At 34.6% G+C, this 19,785-nt stretch carries 16 protein-coding genes; 8 read left to right on the top strand and 8 right to left on the bottom strand.

Translation table 11 applies throughout. The features are described from left to right. Window positions 1-139: 139 nt before the first annotated feature. Both BLT80_RS00360 and BLT80_RS00355 read left to right on the top strand, forming a co-directional pair. Window positions 140-997 carry a hypothetical protein gene (locus tag BLT80_RS00360; protein ID WP_092465612.1) on the top strand — a complete coding sequence of 286 codons (858 nt, stop codon included), beginning with the start codon at window positions 140-142 and terminating at the stop codon, window positions 995-997. A gap of 10 nt (window positions 998-1,007) precedes the next feature. Further along, window positions 1,008-1,661 (top strand): hypothetical protein, encoded by a 654-nt coding sequence (locus tag BLT80_RS00355; protein WP_139180991.1) that lies wholly within the window; start codon window positions 1,008-1,010, stop codon window positions 1,659-1,661. Between the two features lie 33 nt (window positions 1,662-1,694). Here the strand turns inward: BLT80_RS00355 and BLT80_RS00350 are convergent, their stop codons facing one another. Further along, window positions 1,695-2,198, bottom strand: coding sequence for a hypothetical protein (locus tag BLT80_RS00350; protein WP_092465610.1), 504 nt, complete (start codon window positions 2,196-2,198; stop codon window positions 1,695-1,697). A 10-nt stretch (window positions 2,199-2,208) separates the two neighbouring features. Further along, window positions 2,209-3,372, bottom strand: coding sequence for a glycoside hydrolase family 3 N-terminal domain-containing protein (locus tag BLT80_RS00345; protein ID WP_092465609.1), 1,164 nt, complete (start codon window positions 3,370-3,372; stop codon window positions 2,209-2,211). Window positions 3,373-4,001: 629 nt separating this feature from the next. On the opposite strand from BLT80_RS00345, the gene BLT80_RS00340 reads away from it, so the two are divergent. Continuing rightward, complete coding sequence (locus BLT80_RS00340) at window positions 4,002-4,928, top strand: T9SS type A sorting domain-containing protein (protein WP_092465608.1); 927 nt, start codon at window positions 4,002-4,004, stop codon at window positions 4,926-4,928. 371 nt (window positions 4,929-5,299) lie between these two features. On the opposite strand, the gene BLT80_RS00335 is transcribed toward BLT80_RS00340, so the two are convergent. Continuing rightward, complete coding sequence (locus BLT80_RS00335) at window positions 5,300-5,617, bottom strand: hypothetical protein (protein ID WP_092465607.1); 318 nt, start codon at window positions 5,615-5,617, stop codon at window positions 5,300-5,302. Between the two features lie 90 nt (window positions 5,618-5,707). On the opposite strand from BLT80_RS00335, the gene BLT80_RS00330 reads away from it, so the two are divergent. After that, window positions 5,708-5,977, top strand: coding sequence for a helix-turn-helix domain-containing protein (locus BLT80_RS00330; RefSeq protein WP_092465606.1), 270 nt, complete (start codon window positions 5,708-5,710; stop codon window positions 5,975-5,977). Next, on the top strand, window positions 5,978-7,945 hold the full coding sequence (locus BLT80_RS00325; RefSeq protein ID WP_092465605.1) for a DUF2075 domain-containing protein: 1,968 nt from the start codon (window positions 5,978-5,980) through the stop codon (window positions 7,943-7,945). On the opposite strand, the gene BLT80_RS00320 is transcribed toward BLT80_RS00325, so the two are convergent. Beyond that, entirely contained in the window at window positions 7,942-8,328 is a 387-nt protein-coding gene (locus tag BLT80_RS00320) for a (deoxy)nucleoside triphosphate pyrophosphohydrolase (protein ID WP_092465604.1), read from the bottom strand. The two genes, BLT80_RS00325 and BLT80_RS00320, sit on opposite strands and share 4 nt — an antisense overlap. A gap of 1 nt (window position 8,329) precedes the next feature. Beyond that, complete coding sequence (polA, locus tag BLT80_RS00315; protein ID WP_092465603.1) at window positions 8,330-11,182, bottom strand: DNA polymerase I; 2,853 nt, start codon at window positions 11,180-11,182, stop codon at window positions 8,330-8,332. A gap of 365 nt (window positions 11,183-11,547) precedes the next feature. On the opposite strand from polA, the gene BLT80_RS00310 reads away from it, so the two are divergent. Then, window positions 11,548-12,477 (top strand): isoaspartyl peptidase/L-asparaginase family protein, encoded by a 930-nt coding sequence (locus tag BLT80_RS00310; protein ID WP_092465602.1) that lies wholly within the window; start codon window positions 11,548-11,550, stop codon window positions 12,475-12,477. Window positions 12,478-13,083: 606 nt separating this feature from the next. Here BLT80_RS00310 and BLT80_RS00305 read toward each other — a convergent pair. Beyond that, window positions 13,084-13,947, bottom strand: coding sequence for a cyanophycinase (locus BLT80_RS00305; RefSeq protein ID WP_092465601.1), 864 nt, complete (start codon window positions 13,945-13,947; stop codon window positions 13,084-13,086). A 97-nt stretch (window positions 13,948-14,044) separates the two neighbouring features. On the opposite strand from BLT80_RS00305, the gene cphA reads away from it, so the two are divergent. Continuing rightward, window positions 14,045-16,687 carry a cyanophycin synthetase gene (gene cphA, locus BLT80_RS00300; RefSeq protein ID WP_092465600.1) on the top strand — a complete coding sequence of 881 codons (2,643 nt, stop codon included), beginning with the start codon at window positions 14,045-14,047 and terminating at the stop codon, window positions 16,685-16,687. 109 nt (window positions 16,688-16,796) lie between these two features. Here the strand turns inward: cphA and BLT80_RS00295 are convergent, their stop codons facing one another. Next, entirely contained in the window at window positions 16,797-17,057 is a 261-nt protein-coding gene (locus BLT80_RS00295) for a hypothetical protein (protein WP_092465599.1), read from the bottom strand. A 277-nt stretch (window positions 17,058-17,334) separates the two neighbouring features. On the opposite strand from BLT80_RS00295, the gene BLT80_RS00290 reads away from it, so the two are divergent. After that, window positions 17,335-18,747: an aldehyde dehydrogenase family protein gene (locus BLT80_RS00290; RefSeq protein WP_092465598.1), complete on the top strand. Its 1,413-nt coding sequence runs from the start codon at window positions 17,335-17,337 to the stop codon at window positions 18,745-18,747. Here BLT80_RS00290 and BLT80_RS00285 read toward each other — a convergent pair. After that, on the bottom strand, window positions 18,744-19,754 hold the full coding sequence (locus BLT80_RS00285; protein ID WP_092465597.1) for a glycosylasparaginase: 1,011 nt from the start codon (window positions 19,752-19,754) through the stop codon (window positions 18,744-18,746). The two genes, BLT80_RS00290 and BLT80_RS00285, sit on opposite strands and share 4 nt — an antisense overlap. Window positions 19,755-19,785: the final 31 nt, after the last annotated feature.

Genomic DNA, 19,785 nt, shown 5'->3' with positions numbered 1-19,785 from the left:
TTAATATTCCTTTTAGCCGTTTTTTTATAGTGAATCGTTGAGTAAAGTTAGATTTGAAAAAATTATTATCAACTTACTTATGAAATCATTCATTGTAATAACTATATCATGTTGTGTCTTTCTCGTTTTATTTTTCTCGATGAGAACTATAAATTTAAGTGAAGCACAAAGCGAAAGTCACAATGCGTTAGAAAAAATCAGTTTATCAGACAATGATTTTCAGTCGTATGAATTTGGTAATACACATTTAGATTCTAAAAAAGTAAAAATTAAGTATTTGGTAAAAGATGCGTATAATAAATTTTTAGATCTTGAAAAGAACAAAGATGTTTTATTAGTCACTTCAGCATCTTTTACTTCAGCTTTTTTTAGTAACGGAACTCCAATTGGGCTTTGTGCATACGAAGGAGAGTTTCTTAATAAAATGCCAGATCAAACTATGGATGGGCTAGTGGTTATTAATTCAGATGGCCTTATAAACACAAATGATATAACCGATTTAGATTTTACTAGTAAAAATTGTGATTCCATAATTGCATCTAATCATTCTCATCTTAATTTAAATCCCAGAGAAAATGCTTTAGATTCTTATGTGTTTTATAATAGGGTTGAAGAGAACAACCTTTCAGTGTTTCAAACACAATTGGTTTATTCCCATTTAAAAACAGAAGACGAAAATTTCAAAACACTTCTGGTAGGTTCTAATAGTAAGGAAAGACGATTTCTGGTTATTGCCACTAAAGAAGGGGAACTAAAAAACCTTATAATAGATACTAAAAACAAGGATTATATTCTAAAAGCGGCTCAAGATATTTTCAATCTCCTAAAAGCTGAAAACTACGATGTAAACTTTATACTAAATCTAGATACTGGGAGCAAAAATATATTGCATGTAAATAACGGAACATATCTTGAAAATTTAAATCCAAATCCATCCACTAAACTTGCTAGAATTGAAAGAGCTTCTAGTCTGATTGTTTTTTATACGGATAAATAAAAACGTTAATTTGAAAAATTCAAAAATCTGGTTAGCTAAACTACTAGTTGTGTTTCAATTGTGCCTTTTTGGACAAGAAAATGATTCAAATATTGAGAAGACTATAGATTATAGCGATCTAACTGAAATTACGAATATTGATTTTAGTGGGTACACCATAAAAGAGTATTCGATAGCCTTTGATAACGCCTTGCATATGAAAAATGATAGTTTAAACACTATCAATGTTATGAAAGGAAGCGTCGTACTGTCCGTTTTAGCAAAACAAGTTAATAATGAAATTACAAGTCATACTATAGATTCAAACGCAAGTGAAACTAAAGATTTACTAGCCAAATTTAGAACGCAAAACTACTATGTATATCAACCTGAAGTTAGCATCATCATAAAGTTTTTTGGCTATATGTGTATGGGGGAGTATAGTCATATATATAATATAATGACGACTAATACGAAGACATTACCGATTGTAATTTTCTTGGTATTATTTCTATGTGTTATGATGCTTCATCTTTTTGGTAAAATAAAATGGCGCTTTAAAAGGATTACTAATAAAGTCATAATTATCTCATTAATCATTTTTGTGATTATGAGTATTGGCTTTAAATTAACCTGTGATTGTAATGTGGGTGAATATTCCTTTTACGGTATAGAAATTAACTAAAGTCCTCGTGTTACTATTAGTTAAACTGAAAGTTTAATGCTTCTTAGCATAACTGTTTAAAATAAATAGATACAGAACGAGTACGATGATTGTGGACCATTTACAGATGTAGATAGAATTTGTAATAAACTCGTTAATACTAGAGAGGTTAAGAGAACTCATGTAATTGGTTTTAGATAAATCATCAAGCGCATTTTCAAGTTTTTTCTCAGAGAAATAGAGTGTTAAAGGTTTGAGGGTTATAGCAATACTTATAGCTATTAAGAAGGGTAACACAGGAAGACGTTCTTTTATCTTGTAATTTTTTAATCGTGATTTTTTTGTAATAAAAAACGCCAATAAGCAGGCAGAGAGCAAATATAAACCGAGTGTAGCGCCAAAAATATAGAGTTTTATTTTTGAGGAAAATTGATAGTTGTTTTCTATAGTGAGATGAAAAATATAATACACAATGGATGTTATAATCGAATCTATCGCAATTAAAGCAACGGCGCCATAGATAATCCACAGTGTTTTTTTTATTAAACTGGTAGTCATGTTTTTTTGTTTAAGCAATTCCTAGACAAATTTTTAAACGAATTATTTTCATTACAGATTCATAAACTTGAGATTTATAGGCTGCATTCGTCTTCATTTCCTGTAGAATTAATTTAGCAGTATCCTTTTCATCTTTAGGTATTAAAATAATGTCACAGCCAGCTTTAGACGCCTCAAGCGTGGCGTTCGGAATATGTTGCAATGCTTTCATTTTCATTCCGTCAGAAATGACAAGGCCTTTAAAATTTAATTCGTTTTTTAAAAGTCCGGTAACTATCTTCTTTGAACACGATGCAGGAACATTAAACGTATTGTATTTTGGATTGTTTTTAATTGAAATATGCGCCACCATTACACTTATAACATCGTTGTTAATTATGGGTTTGTAATTGTCGAGTTCTAATAAGTCACCATCAATATAAACCGAATTAAAATGAGAGTCTCCTTTAACTAATCCATGACCAGGAAAATGTTTAACCGTTGCGACTATATTTTCATTCTGAGTACTTTTTATAAAAGCATTACTTAGATCGATAACGTCTTTGGGATTAGAACCAAAGCTTCTGTTTTTTATAGCTGAATTGTTTTCGCTCACATCCAAAACGGGAGCATAATTTTGATGGACTCCTAGATGTTTTAATTCGTTACTTATTATTTTAGCGACCGAATCCGCTTCTGAAAGGGAATTTATATCAATCGTGTTTTTTACGGTTTGAGAACCTATAATGCGACTATTTAAGAGACTTGGTTCAGCGTCAGCACTAAATAAAAGACCGAGAGATTTATTCTTTTTAGCTGCTAAATTAAGTTCTTCAATTGCCTTTTTGTGCTCCTCTTTAGTGTCTTTTAAAATGACAAAGCCTCCGACTTTATTATTTTTAACAAGACGTTTCGCTTTGCTTAAGCTATGACCTAACTCGCCAATAGAACTTACGATCATTTGTGCAACACGCTCTGAGTCGGACATGGTATTAAAAATACTATCCGTTTTATAAGCTAACCTGCTATCATAATTATAAAAATCTTGTAATGAGAATTCGTGGTGATCCCTAGTTGATATGTTGTTTTTTTGAATCTCATCAGCACCAATACGCTGTTGGTTTGTTTTATTTCCATTACAAGACGTCAATAGAAAATTAAGTATTAAAATGGAAATTAAAAAACGGTACTTCATAACGTGATAATATTTAATGTGCTTCTAACCAATTACGACTAGTATCAACCACAGCTTACTAGAATTATGATCTTCATCCCTAAGAAAGTCACAAAACGGTTGAAACAGAACAATAGTTGCGTGCAAAATTTACGCACTTGCTAATTTAAGCTTTTATTTTATATAGGTTTGTTAAAGGGTGTTAGTGAGTGTGTTGGGGAGATGTACTAAGAGGAAGCTATGTTAGTCTTAAGTTGTTTAATTCAGTCTGATTTGTGGGTTATATTATTTATTCTTTTAGTTTTAGCTTATATTAAGTTGGGTTCTACCCGACGCATACCCGACTTAGATACGGAGTACATACGGAGGAGATACGGAGGAGCTATGGGTGAACCCATACTTTAATCTATATTAATCTCACTTTTCGATTTGTTTTCTGATGGTATATTTTGGAAGATGTCACGATAAGAGGACTTAAGAATCTGCTTTAATGCTGTAAAAACATATTGCAATTATTACTTTCTTAAATAGATCATTGGTATAGGTGTCAGTAATTCAATTAACTACTGAATTTAGGGGCTTTCAAGTGTTAATTGTTTGGTTTTTTCATTGTGTTTATATTATTTTTATTGCTCTAAACAACATAAAAAATGATAAAAAACTACACAATTGCCTTCATGTTATTACTTACGGGAGGTGTATTTAGTCAGGAAACAATTTCCTTTGAAACCAGTGAATCTTATACTTTAGGAACACTAAACAATCAAAATGGTTGGGAAGTTACTGAAGGAAGCGAAGGTGCTTTTCTTCAGAATCAAGTCGTGTCTGATGAGGAGTCTTCAGATGGTACTTATGCTTTTAAAAATTCTTATGAATCTGGTTTTGATGCGCAATGGTTGCCAATCTTTGGTGCAGTTAAGAGTTTTAATACACCAAAGTCATTTGAGGATTTTACATTTTCGTATGATGTTATGGTAACAGAAAGTAATGGAGCGGATTTTGAAATGACGCTTTTTGGTATTGATGCTAATGATGATTTTGTTCCTGTAGCAGGCATTGCTATGGAATATAGAGGATTTATTTATACCATAGATGACATTAATTATACGGCTGCCTATATTGACGGAGCAGAATGGACTCCAAATACTTGGTTACATGTTAAAATTGAAGTGACTGCCACAGAATTAAAGTATTACTTAAATGATGTTTTGGCACATACACGTAGCAATTTTACGTCTGTTGATATTGTAGGTTTTAATATGTTGCATAACAATTATGGTGGTGATGCTTATTACGATAATTTTAGTTTTGAAACGGGTACCTTAGGTGTTACTGATGTTGCTGATGGTTCAACATTGCGTATCTATCCAAATCCGGTTACTGATGAATTACAAATTACAGGTATTCAGAGAGCGCAGATTGCACAGGTGTCTGTTTATAATTTAAATGGACAGCAATTAATGGAACGTACTTCTGTAGATGCATTAGATGTTAGTCGTCTTTCTGGTGGCGTTTATATGTTAACTATTGTTACCACAGATGGTAAGACCCATACAGATAAGCTTTTGAAAAAATAGCGTTACGTAAATCTTATTGAAATGGCCTTGATTATTTTATAATTGAGGCTTTTTTTTGTTTGGTGTTTTTTGATAAATTGGTGTGATTTAAAGTGTTGCTAGTTGTTTAGAATAGGATGCGGAATTATGTGTAATTTCTAAAACTTCGCTAATGCGCTACGCTCGGTATTTTTGATAAAAGAATTCTTTCACCTTAATAATCCTCAAGGGGAAATTTGTTTAAGGAAAACATGTTATTCATAAAATTGTATATTATGAATGGTATCAATAAAAACTAATTTTTACACAAAAGTTTCTTGGTCTAGATTGTCCCCTAGAGGGGACTTTAGGGGTGTAAAAAGCTGAAATTAATTTAAATAAATGTATGAACTTTAGAGGTGATTTTCGCATTTACACATGTTAAAATCCGTATATACCCTCACGGCTTTTCTGCAATTGAGACACAGTTTATAAGTGTTTCCATGAGAATCAAAGAATTCATCTTCATCAATTTCTTCCCATTCGGTATAGTAGAACCACTCTTTTTTTGTATGAATAGTTTTTAATTCTTTTACCCAATTTAAGCCTAAAGATTCTACATATTCTTTTGCTTGCTCTTCATTTTTGCAATAATACATTTCATTCTCAAATAGAAATCCTGAGTTCATTCCTTTGCCGTCAACACTACATTTTCTTGCGTACCGAGTCATAACAATTTAATCATCTTATTAAAATCAAATATAACAAAATGATACTTATTGTATGTTGATTTACGCATACAATAAGTATAGTTTCGATAAATGGTAAATAAGTTTCTTTTAAAAGAATTTGGGGCTAGAATTCGATACTTAAGAACACAAGAACAGTTGAGCCAAGAACAGCTTTCTTTTAAAACAGGATTTCATCGTACATATATTGGAATGATTGAAAGAGGTGAGAGAAATATATCTCTTACCAATATTGCTGTATTTTCAAAAGCCTTTGAAATGGATATTTCTGATTTAGTAAACTTCAAAAATCAGAATCCAAAATTAAACCATCAAGATTATGAACTAAAGACTGATAATTAGATGGGTAGAGCTTATTATAGTAATACGATTTCAAGTTTTATTAAAGAGGACTTAAGTTCAATTTTAGGATACTTAAGCTTAAATCATACAAATCGTTCATTAGAGGACTTACAAAAGAATGCTTGGGTAAAACAGATTGAAATTCTTAAAGATGAATTGAATGGAATAGATGGTTCAATTTATTTTGAATTTCAAATTCCAAGAATGGGAAAGAGAGTAGATAACATAATTATTGTTGATGATTGCGTTTTTGTTGTTGAATTTAAAATTGGTGATGATACATATGGTAAACATGCCGAATTACAAGTAATTGACTATTGTTTAGATTTGAAAAATTTCCATGAAGGAAGTCATTTTGTGAAATTGATACCGTTATTGGTCGCTACTAATGCTGATAATAGTTCTATAAATATAAATGAAGTCTTAGAGCATCGGCAAGTTGCAAAATGTAATAAATCAGGTATAAAAGATAATATAGAAAAATTTCTTTTGCACTCTAAAGAGAGAATCAATATAGATGAATGGCAAAATTCAATTTATAAACCTACTCCGACAATTGTTGAGGCTGCGCAAGCTTTGTATAAAGGACATAAGGTTGAAGAAATATCTAGACATGACTCAGGTAAAATAAATCTTAATAAAACTTCTAATTATATAAATGGAGTTATTGAAAATTCCAAACGAAACCACAAAAAATCAATTTGTTTTATAACAGGAGTGCCTGGAGCAGGAAAGACTTTAGCGGGTTTAAGCATTGCAAATGAAAGAATGCTTGCTGATGAAGATGAACATGCTGTTTTTCTTTCAGGAAATGGTCCGTTAGTAGAGGTATTAAGAGAGGCTTTAGCAAGAGATTTTGTTTTAACATCGTTAGAGAATGGAGAAAAAGTAACTAAGGAAAATGCAAAAAGAAGAACGAGTACATTTATTCAAAACATTCATCATTTTAGAGATGAATATTTAAAACATAATGTTGAACCAACAGAAAAAGTTGTTGTTTTTGATGAAGCTCAAAGAGCATGGACTAAAAAGCAGGTTAGCTCTTTTATGAAAAGAAAAAAGGGCATAGAAAATTTTGCTATGTCTGAACCTGAATTCCTAATTGATGTAATGAATCGTCATGAAGATTGGTGTACAATAGTTTGTTTAATTGGAGGAGGACAAGAGATAAATACAGGTGAAGCAGGTTTAGAAGAGTGGATTAATGCATTTGAAGAGAACTATAAAGATTGGGAGATTCATTTTTCAAATACAATAATTAATAGTCCTAATTATATTAAAAGTGTAACTCAAAGAAAATGGCTAATTGAAAATGGAACTTCTGAAACAGATTTACATTTATCAGTTTCAGTACGCTCTTTCAGGTCAGAACAGGTATCTGCTTTTGTACATGAACTATTAGAATTGAATTTAGATAATACGAAAAAGATATATTCAGAAGTTAAAAAATCATTTCCTATATTTCTAACTAGAGATATGGAAATAGCTAAAAATTGGTTGAGAAAAGAAAGTAAGGGAACAGAAAGAACTGGTCTAATTGCCTCTTCGGGTGCTAGAAGGTTGAAAGCTATAGGCTATAATGTGAAAAATGAAATATCCGCACCTTATTGGTTTTTAAATTCAAGTGAGGATATTAGGTCTTCATATTTTCATGAAGATATCGCAACTGAGTTTGATATTCAGGGTTTAGAAATAGATAGAACTTGTTTAATTTGGGGCGCAAATTTTCATTTAAATGGAGATAGATGGAATTACCAAAACTTCAAAGGAAGTAAATGGCAAAATATAAACCAGGAGGTAAGTAAGAGCTACTTAAAAAATACTTACCGCGTTTTGTTAACCAGAGCAAGACAAGGTATGATTATTTTCATTCCAAAAGGTTCAGATAGTGACCATACAAGACCAAATAAATTTTATGAAGGGACTTATAATTATTTGAAGGAGATAGGAATCGAAGAATTATTTTAAGCTTTTAAATATTCTTTTAAAATTGGTAAATCAGCTTCTGCCCAATCTAAATTAATCAATTCTTGTTTATTTGCTAATACATAATCGGAATGTTCTTTAAGCTTCAGCTCTCCTGAAACATAGTCCGCAGTAAATGGAATCAATTTTATTTTAAAATCTGGGTATTGATGAATAACAGGATTTAACCTTTCTTTGACTTCAATATGAATATTCAATTCCTCAAATATTTCTCTTTTAACACATTCAATTTCAGATTCACCAGGTTCAATTTTTCCTCCAGCAAATTCCCATTTTAACGGAAGTTTCATTGTTTCACTTCGTTGAATAGCTAAAACTTTACTGCCAAATTGAATAATGGCACAAGTAACAGGAATTGTTTTCATATCAATGCGCCTCCAACCAATTAACACCAGTATCCACCTCAACATCTAAAGGCACATCCATAATAAATGCACTTTCCATTTCGGTTTTAATTAAGGTGGTGAGTTCTTCGAGTTCTGGTTTGTAGATGTCAAAGACCAATTCATCATGTACTTGTAAGAGCATCTTCGATTTATAATTACCAGCTTCTAGCTTGTTATAAATATTAATCATCGCAATTTTAATGATATCGGCCGCACTTCCTTGTATGGGTGCGTTAACGGCATTTCGTTCTGCGGCACCTCTCACCACAGCGTTACGCGAGTTGATGTCTTTTAAATAACGACGACGACCCAAAACGGTAGAGACATAGCCATGATCTCTAGCAAAATCGACTTGCTTACTCATGTAGGCTTTTAATTTTGGATAGGTTTCGTAATAGGTGTCAATGAGTTCTTTGGCTTCACCACGCGATAAATCGGTTTGGTTACTTAACCCAAAGGCAGACACACCATAGATGATTCCGAAATTGACGGTTTTGGCATTGCTACGTTGTTCTCTGGTGACTTCAGCCAATGGCACATTAAATACTTTGGATGCGGTTGAAGCATGAATATCTTCACCATTTTTAAAGGCTTCTATCATGGTTTCTTCTTCACTTAAAGCAGCAATGATTCGTAATTCTATTTGCGAATAATCGGCAGCGAGTAAGATGTACTCTTCGTTTCTTGGCACAAAGGCTTTACGCACTTGACGACCACGTTCGGTACGAATTGGAATATTCTGTAAATTAGGATTGTTACTACTTAAACGCCCAGTTGCTGCCACAGTTTGCATGTAATCGGTATGCACACGACCTGTTGATGATTCTACTTGTAAAGGCAAAGCATCTACATAGGTGCTCTTTAATTTTGAAAGGCCTCTAAAATCTAATATTTTCTGAATGATATCATGGTCTTTTGCTAAATAGGATAAGATATCTTCGCCAGTAGCATATTGACCTGTTTTGGTTTTCTTTGGTTTATCGACCAATTTCATGTTTTCAAACAACACAATCCCTAACTGCTTTGGTGAAGCAATGTTGAATTCCTCGCCTGCTGTTGCGTAGATTTCTTGTTCGAGCGTTGCGATGTCGTTATTTAGGTCTTCAGATAAGGAGGCTAGAAAGTCTTTATCAAGGTTAATCCCTTCTAATTCCATAGCTGCTAAGACACGTAGTAGCGGAATTTCAATCTCATCGAATAATTTTTGAGTATTAGCTTCGCCTAATTCCGTTGTGAAATGTTCTTTTAACTGTAAGGTAATATCGGCATCTTCTACAGCGTATTCTGTTAGTTTTTCTAACGGCACATCGCGCATAAACAATTGATTCTTTCCTTTTTTACCAATAAGCTCTGTAATAGAAATTGGTGTATAGTTTAAATAGGTTTCTGCTAAGATGTCCATATTGTGACGCATGTCTGCATTAATTAAATAATGCGCTAACATGGTATCGAAGAGTTTGCCTTTAACATCGATATTGTATTTGGCTAATACTTTGATGTCGTATTTTAAGTTCTGACCGATTTTTTCGATGGTTTCATTTTCGAAAAATGGTCTGAAGGTTTCAATTAATTCTTGCGCTTCATTTCTATCTTCTGGAAATGGGACATAAAATCCTTTGCCAACTTCCCAAGAAAATGCAATCCCGACTAATTCTGCGGTTAATGCATTTAAGCCTGTGGTTTCGGTATCGAAGCACACCGAGGTCTGACTCATTAAATTATTAACGAAGAGCTTGGTTGCCATTCCCGATGCTACACTTTGATAAAAATGGGATGTGGTTTCAGCTGTTTTACGCGTAAATTCAGATACAGCTTCCGTTGCTGATGGTTCTGCACCACCAAATAAGGAGAATTGACCAGCTCCGGCAGATTTTTCTTCAGTAGGTGTTGTTTTGGGAGCTTCCTTTTTATCAGAGGTTGGAGTTGAAGTTCCAGCAGATTGCATAGCTTCAGCAGAAAAGGTTTTATTAAAATTATCAATGAGACGTCTAAATTCTAATTCTTGAAAAATTTCAGTCACTTTTGGAATATCAGGTTCTGACATTTCAAAATCTTTTTCATTAAACTCTACAGGGACGTCGAGCATAATGGTAGCGAGTTGTTTTGATAATAAACCGAGTTCTTGATTGGCTTCAATCTTTTCTTTCATCTTCCCTTTTAGCTCATGTGAATTTGCAAAAAGGTTTTCCATGCTGCCGTAAGCCGCTAAAAATTTCTTAGCTGTTTTTTCGCCAACACCAGGTAGTCCAGGAATATTATCAGAAGCATCTCCCATCATCCCTAAAAAGTCAATGACTTGTAGTGGATCGGTAACTTCAAATTTCTTTTGTACTTCTGGGATGCCCCAAGTTTCGTAACCACCTCCAAAGACAGGTCGGTACATAAAAATGTTTTCTGAAACGAGTTGTGCAAAATCCTTATCTGGAGTTACCATAAAGGTTTTATAACCTTCTTTTTCGGCTTTTTTAGCTAAGGTACCAATGACGTCATCAGCCTCGTATCCTTCTTTTACCATGATTGGAATGTGCATGGCTTCAAGAATATTACAAATATGCGGAATGGCTGTTTTAATGCCTTCTGGTGTGGCGTCTCTGTTGGCTTTATAGGCTTCGAACATTTCCACGCGGTCTACACTACCTCCTTTGTCAAAACAAACAGCTAAATGATCTGGTCGTTCACGTTTAATGACATCTAAAAGTGAATTCATAAAGCCCATAATGGCTGAGGTGTCTTCCCCTTTAGAATTGATTCTTGGATTTTTTATAAAAGCATAATACCCGCGGAAAATTAAAGCGTAAGCATCAACTAGAAATAGGCGTTTTTGATCTGACATTTTATATCATATTTTATTTAAGTGAGCTTTGCAAAATGCTCTTTTTTCATTTCTGCTTCAAAATAAAAATGAAACGTAGCTATGGCTATGTTTAATTTTTCTTTCTCGCATCATCTAAAAAAATCATCATTTTTCGTATAAGCTAACCTAAACAAAAAAATGATATTGCGTTAATTTGAAAATTAATGTCACTTTGAATGTTGTCGAAAGCTCATTAAAACACTAGGTTTTAAGTTCTCGACTGCGCTCGAAATGACAGTGGAATACAATTGCTTAGTTTAAGTAAAACAATAGCCTGCAAATTACAAAAACTAAAGCGTTTATTTAAAAAGCAATTTGTAATTTTCCAAACTTAAATGATACCCATGAAAACATTCTCAATAGCCATTCACGGAGGCGCAGGAACTTTAGTCAAAGGGATGATGACTCCAGAATTAGAAGCACAGTATAAATCAGCATTACAATTAGCGTTAGACTCAGGATACAAAGTTTTAGAAGCGGGAAAAACCGCTGTTGAAGCTGTTGAAGTTGCGGTTAAATTATTAGAAGACTCTCATTTATTCAATGCCGGAAAAGGCTCTGTATTTACAGCTACTGAAACGCATGAAATGGATGCCAGTATCATGGATGGTAAAACCTTGAATGCAGGAGGCGTGAGTTTAATTACAGGAATTAAAAATCCCGTGTCTTTGGCGCGTGACGTCATGGAAAAAAGCGAGCATGTGTTTTTAGCCGGAGACGGAGCAATGCAGTTTGCGAAAGAACTCAATTATAAGTTGGAAGATGCGTCTTATTTTTATGATGAGTTTCGACACAACCAATGGTTAGAGATTAAGGATACCGATAGTTTTCAGTTAGATCATGCTAAGAAGAAAGATTCAAAATTCGGAACTGTTGGAGCGGTTGCTTGCGATAAAGATGGAAACATTGCAGCAGCAACATCAACAGGTGGTATGACCAATAAAAAATGGGGACGTGTAGGCGATTCACCAATGATTGGTGCCGGAAATTATGCCAATAATAAAACCTGTGCTATTAGTTGTACCGGAAGCGGTGAGTTTTTTATTCGTGGTGTGGTGGCTTATGATGTGGCTTGTTTAATGGAGCACAAAGGCATGTCCGTAAAAGACGCTTCAAGTGAAGTCATCCATAAAAGAATCCTCGAAATTGGAGGTGATGGCGGTTTAATTGCTGTGGATACGAAAGGGAACATTGCGATGCCATTTAATACCGAAGGGATGTACAGAGGGCAGAAATCTTCTGATGGGATTGATGATGTTTCTATTTATGGATAGGTTTGTGAGGTTTCAAAGTTTCAAGGTTTCAAAGTCTCAGAGTTGTATAGTTTCAAAGTCTCAAGGTGTCAAGGTTTCATAGTTTCAAGGTTGAAAACGATTAAGATATTGCTTCCAATGGGTGTTTGTGTAAGTTTATGAAATCTGTGTGATTTTCTTGCAAAGGCGCAAAGGCGGGAAGTGTGGTTGCTTGTTGTTTAGTTTTGTTCTTGAGATCTTTCTCTCTGTGTATCTCCGTGAAACCTCTGTTTATCTCTGTGAAATATTCTCGCAAAGGCGCTAAGACGCAAAGTGTGGTTGTTTAAAAACTTTTTGGAATTTGTTTTTTGTTGATGTCTTTCTCTCTGTGTATCTCTGTGAAACCTCTGTTTATCTCTGTGAAATATTCTCGCAAAGCCGCGAAGACGCAAAGTGTGGTTGTTTAAAAACTTTTTGGAATTTGTTTTTTGTTGATGTCTTTCTCTCTGTGTAACCGCTGTGTATCTCTGTGAAATATTCTCGCAAAGGCGCTAAGACGCGAAGTGTGATTTTGGGAAACGTTTTTATAAATCAGTAAAATCTAGTATATAGTAATGAGATCCCTTTTTTCAAAGGGATGTGTGTGTGTTAGATGAAAGGAGCTTCAATAGGCAACACTTTTACTTTTCGAGTTTTAATACTGTACTCATCTCCGTTAGATAATACATGAATCGTAAGGTTTGCCATAGTCATTGGCGTTCCTTCTTCTAATATTTTTTCATTGTTATGCGTTAATGTGCTTCCATCAAAAACAATGACCATTCCAGAGCCAATAACCGTACAATCATTTCCGTTTTTAATAATCATGCCTGTATCTTCAGCTAGTCCAAACCCAATAAGATTCGGGAATTTAGCAACAGCTTCAGACTGTCTTCCAAAGCGACCACGACGTATAAAGTGGGTGTCTATAATCAATTCAGGAATCAAGCCTAAACCTTTATACATATTCACGGCACCTTTAATAAACGATTCCGAAGCACTTCCGCCAGCAATCATTTCGTTGGCCATTGCCATGGCGCCAGCACTTGTGCCCGCAATAACAAAACCAGCTTCATTAACGAAGCGTTCCGCCAGAATGGTGTGTATTATAGTTCCGCAAATTTTATCGGTGATCTTAGATTGATCACCACCAGAAAACATAACGCAGTTAGCACTTTTTATAAGTTCAATGGCGTGTTCCGTTTCAGAATCTTCTTTAGAACGAATGTCTAAAACGGTAACGTTTTTACAACCTAAAGTTGAAAAAGCTGTTAGATAATTTTCACCTACTTCAACAGGAATACTAGATGCTGTTGGTATCACCACAATTTTGGCATCAACTCCTCCAGCTTCTTTAACAACGTGGTACAAAATACCTTCGTCAATAAACTCTAGTGTGTAGATTTCACTTTCTTCAATCCCTTTATCTTCATTTCCTCCAATAGGTATTAAAGTTCCCTTTATCTTCTGCATAATTTGTATCTAAAAATATTGCCCAAAAATAAGCCATTTTTTTTAGTGAAAAATACTATATTTAGAATCTTTCAATAACTAAAACAAACCAACGAACATGAAAATACGCGAAATTAATGCGATGAGAGGACCTAATTACTGGTCTGTAAGACGACATAAATTAATTGTAATGGTTCTCGATCTTGAAGAGATGGAAGAATTACCTTCTAATAAAATTGAAGGTTTTCCAGAGCGATTAAAAACCATGTTTCCTACAATGTATTCGCACCGCTGTTCTGAAGGTTGTGAAGGTGGTTTTTTTATGCGCGTTGATGATGGGACTTGGATGGGTCATATTATAGAGCATATTGCTTTAGAGATTCAAACCCTTGCAGGAATGGATACGGGCTTTGGTCGTACTAGAGGTTATGGCGAAAAAGGTGTGTATAGCGTTGTTTTTTCATATATGGAAGAATCCGTTGGGCGTTTTGCAGCTAAATCGGCAGTGAGAATATGTGAAGCCTTAATTGCAGGTGAAGCCTACGACTTGACTGATGATATTCAGGAAATGAGAGAATTGCGTGAAGCCGATCGTTTAGGTCCGAGTACAGGGTCTATTGTTGAAGAAGCCGAAGCGCGCGGTATTCCTTGGATTCGTCTTAATAAATATTCGCTTTGTCAGTTGGGTTATGGTGCGAATCAGAAACGAATTCAAGCCACCGTAACGTCTGAAACGAGTAGTATTGGAGTAGAATTGGCTTGCGATAAAGAAGATACTAAGTTTTTATTAGAACAAGCTGAGGTTGAAGTACCGCGTGGAGATATTATTCGTCGTGAACGTAGTTTACAAGAGGCTTGTGATTATGTTGGTTATCCTTTGGTAATTAAGCCCATTGATGGTAATCATGGTCGTGGGATTACTGTAGATATTCAAAATTATGAGGATGCACTAGCGGCTTTTCACCATGCGAAAGAAAGTTCTAAAAGTGGAGCGATTATCGTTGAAAAGTTTATTGTTGGTCAAGATTATAGATTACTGGTCATTAATAATAAGTTAGTCGCTGGAGCGATTAGAACTCCTGCACATGTGATTGGAGATGGGACATCTACAGTTCAAGAATTAATGGATAAAGTGAATAGTGATCCGCGTCGTGGCTTTGGACATGAAAATGTATTGACAAAAATCACTACGAACGAATTAACACTAACCATTATAAAAGATGCTGGTTATACTTTAGAATCTGTCATTGCAGAAGGTGAACGTCTAATATTAAAAGACACCGCCAATTTAAGTACAGGAGGAACCGCAGAAGATATTACCGACATTATACATCCTGCAAACGTAAGTATGGCAGAGCGTATTTCTAAAATTATTGATTTAGATATTTGTGGTATTGATATTATGACCACTGATATTTCACAGCCTTTATCCGAAACCGGAGGAGCTGTTTTAGAAGTTAATGCAGGTCCTGGATTTAGAATGCACTTAGCACCAACATCTGGATTGCCAAGAAATGTAGCCGCTCCGGTAATTGATAAATTATTTCCAAACAAAGGAGACACAGGGCGTATTCCAATTATTGCCATTACAGGAACTAACGGAAAAACAACGACGTCTAGATTAATGGCTCATATAGCCAAGATGAATGGCTATCGAGTGGGTTATACCACTAGTGATGGTGTTTATATTCAGAACCGTTTATTAATGACGGGCGATTGTACGGGGCCTGCAAGTGCAGAATTTGTATTAAAGGATCCTACCGTGAATTTTGCCGTTTTAGAATGTGCACGTGGTGGCTTACTCAGAGCTGGTTTAGGCTTTAAAAAATGTGATGTCGCTATTGTAACCAATGTTGCAGCAGATCATTTAGGTTTAAAAGGCATTCACACCATAGAGCAATTGGCCAAAGTAAAAGGAGTCGTGCCAGAAACGGTTTTACCAGATGGCTACGCTATTTTAAATGCAGATGATCCTTTGGTGTATGATATGCGTCGTAGTTTAGATTGTAATGTCGCGTTATTTTCTATGGATGAAAACAATCCGCATATTAAGGCTTTACAACGCTTAAATGGTATTACTGCAGTTTATGAAAATGGTTACGTAACCATATGTAGAGGAGAATGGAAAATGCGCTTAATGAAGGCTGAAAATATTCCGTTGACCTATGGTGGGAAAGCAAAATTCATGATTCAGAATGTACTAGCAGCCGTTTTAGGAGCACATGTACAAGGTATTAGTATTGAAGATATGAAGGCAGGTTTGGAAACCTTTATACCTTCCGCATCTCAAACACCTGGACGTTTAAATTTATTTGAATTTAAAGACTTTACTATTTTACTCGATTATGCTCATAATCCAGCAGGAATGCGAGCCTTGCAAGCGTTTACGAATGAACTTGAAGCGACCGTAAAAGTAGGTATCATTGCAGGCATTGGAGACAGACGTGTAGAAGATAACAATGAAATGGGAGCTATTGCTGCCGACATGTTTGATGAAATTATTATTAGACAAGACAAGCGTTTAAGAGGTAAAACAGAACAAGAATTGATTAAGATGCTAGATGATGGGATTAAGAAACGAGATCCTAATAAGAAGACGACTATTATTCCATCAGAAAAAGAAGCGATTAAATTTGCCGTTAGAAATGCTGTCAAAGGCTCACTTATTATATTATGTAGTGATGTGATACCTGACGCTTTAGAATTGGTAAAGAAATTTAAAGAGCAAGAAGCGAATGGTGAGTTAAACTATGCGGATTAATCCACTCGTAATTATATAAACATAAAAAAGCCGAAACGTGAGTTTCGGCTTTTTTTTAACAATAAATGGTTAATAGCATTATATGGTTAATAGCATTTTAAATATTTTATTAACAAAGCTTTACGGTCTTAACTCTAATTTGAAGACTTTTTCTAAAAGTTTTGATACTGATAATTTCGTTATTCTTTTTACGATTCATTTTTAAAACCTTAGCTTTAATTTCAGAAGAAATAGCAGCACTACTAGATTCAGATTTTACGGTTTTAGAGGTTTCAACAACTTCAGTTTCATTGTTAACTATTACGTCTTGTTGTGCGAAACTTGCTAAAGACATTGTTAAGAATAATATGATGAATAAACCTTTTTTCATAATCGTAAGAAGCTATATTTGTTTTAACTTCGGGTCAAAGAAACGCAAGATATCTAGTGTGAATAAAATTTTTAGATGAAATATGTCGATAAACTGTTAAGTGGTAAACGCTAGCAAAAAGCATCGTTGAAATGCACTATTTGCGTCGGTAGCCCTTTAAATACGTTGCAATTAAAGTTAAACGTCGTTTTTTATAAGATGAAAAACACTTCTCAATAAATTTTATCGACGAAATGCACAAAACATGCTTGAAACACTTGTAAATAGATAATTAATTATGAATGATTTTAGGAATAACCCCTATTATGAATTGTTTTCAAAACAAAGCATCAATCAATACGCCGTGGGTAATCGTAGTTATAAGGAAAGGCTTAAAACCTTAAACAAACTTCAACAGGCTATTGAAGTCACTTATAGGACTCAAATCCAAGATGCATTACAAAAAGATTTAGGAAAGCCCGTTGTAGAAACTGAGCTCACAGAAATCTATGCTATAATTGGTGATATAAAATTTGCTAAGCAGAATTTGCATAGATGGATGCGAAAACAAAATGTAGACACACCGATGTCTTTATTAGGTTCTAGTTCTTATATAAAGTATGAACCTAAAGGAGTGTGTTTAATTATCTCTCCATGGAATTTTCCTTTCAATCTCACCTTTGGGCCTTTAGTCTCTGCAATTGCAGCTGGTAATACCGTTATTATTAAACCCTCTGAGATGACACCAAATTCGTCTCATCTCATGGCTAAGATTGTTGCAGATGTTTTTACTGAAGATGAAGTTGCTGTACTACAAGGTGAAGTTGACGTCTCTACACAATTATTAAAGTTACCTTTTAATCATATCTTTTTTACAGGCTCTCCAAATGTGGGGAAGGTTGTAATGAAAGCTGCATCGGAACATTTAGCATCTGTAACCTTAGAATTAGGAGGTAAGTCTCCAACCTTAATTGATAAAACTGCAAATATAGATAAAGCAGCAAAAAAGATTATGTGGGCTAAATTTCTGAACTGTGGACAGATTTGCGTGTCTCCAGATTATGTTTTAATTGATGCCAGTGTAAAAACTCAATTTATAGATTCCTGTAAAAAATGGCTTCAAACATTTTACAACGATAATCCAAAAGCATCAGATTCTTATGGAAGAATCGTTACCGATAAACATTTTGAGCGCTTAAGTTCTTATCTCAACAATGCAAAAGCACTAGATGCTAAATTTGAAGTGGGTGGACAAACCGATAGTGCTTCAAAATATATAGAACCGACCATCATTTCCGATTTAAAACCAGAAGCTAAATTGCTCGAAGACGAAATTTTTGGACCAATTTTGCCGATTGTAACTTATGATAGTTTAGATATGGCCGTAGCCTACATCAATTCTAAACCACGACCATTGGCGCTTTATATATATAGTAAAAGTAAAACGAATACGAATACGATTTTAAATAACACTAGGGCAGGAGGAACCTGTATTAATAATAGTGTATTGCATTATACCAACCATAATTTACCTTTTGGTGGGGTTAATAATAGTGGTATTGGTAAAAGCCATGGGTTTTATGGATTTCAAGCTTTTAGTAATGAACGCTCAGTAATGAAACAACATACGTTTGGAGTTACCGAGCTGTTGTTTCCTCCTTATACAGGGTTTAAAGAGAAGCTGGCTAGGTTGACTATAAAGTGGTTTTAGGCCTTATTATAATAATCAGATTGAATTTGCGCGTTCACTCCATCCTGATATTTAGTTATGCTAAACCACTGATGAATTGAGTAACATCCCGTTTCTCCTTTTTTATTAACGGCAACATAACCGACTTGAAAATTTTTATAATTACTATTGGGTTTATTCACAATTCTACTAATTGCTTCTTCGCATGCTTGTTGAGGTGATTTACCTTGACGCATCAATTCAACAACCAAAAAACTACCCACGGTTTTTACAACTTCTTCACCTAAACCAGTGGCAACACAACCACCGATTTCATTATCTATAAATAATCCTGAACCGATAATTGGAGAGTCGCCAACACGTCCTGCTAATTTATATGCTAATCCACTAGTGGTACAGGCACCAGAAATATCACCATTTTTATCAATGGCTAACATTCCTATGGTATCGTGGTTTTCAATATTAATAATGGGTTTGTATTTGGCTTCAACCTTCCATTTTTCCCATGCGTCTTTTGAGGCTTCTGTTAATAAATCTTCAGGTTCAAAACCTTTAGAAATAGCAAATTGTTTGGCCCCTTCGCCAGCGAGCATTACATGTGGTGTGTCTTCCATCACTTTTCTAGCGACTGAAACGGCATGCGTAATATTTTGAAGATACACTACCGAGCCACAGTTGCCATGTTTGTCCATTATACTAGCGTCGAGCGTAACATTACCTTCCCTGTCTGGCAAGCCACCTTTGCCAACAGTTTGGTCTTTTTCGTTAGCTTCTTCAACTCTGCAACCTTGTTCTACGGCATCCAACGCATTTCCGCCAGCTTGTAAAATCTCCATGGCTTTGGCTGTTGCATTTTTAACATGCCAAGTGGCAACAACTAAAGGTAGGCCATACAAATCATGGATAGCTTTATTGTTTTGTTCTGTTGTTTTATCAGAAACGGCTTCATCACAATTAATTAAAGAACTGCCAATTGCTAAACCAACTCCGGTTAACGATGCATTTTTTATAAAATCTCTTCGTTTCATGTTGTGCTGAATTTAATTCATGATTTCATAA

Origin of the sequence: Winogradskyella thalassocola, from assembly GCF_900099995.1 — a bacterium.
GTDB classification, from domain to species: Bacteria; Bacteroidota; Bacteroidia; order Flavobacteriales; family Flavobacteriaceae; genus Winogradskyella; species Winogradskyella thalassocola.
Note: the sequence above shows the minus strand (reverse complement) of the source record. Positions and strands in the feature narration are given on the sequence as shown.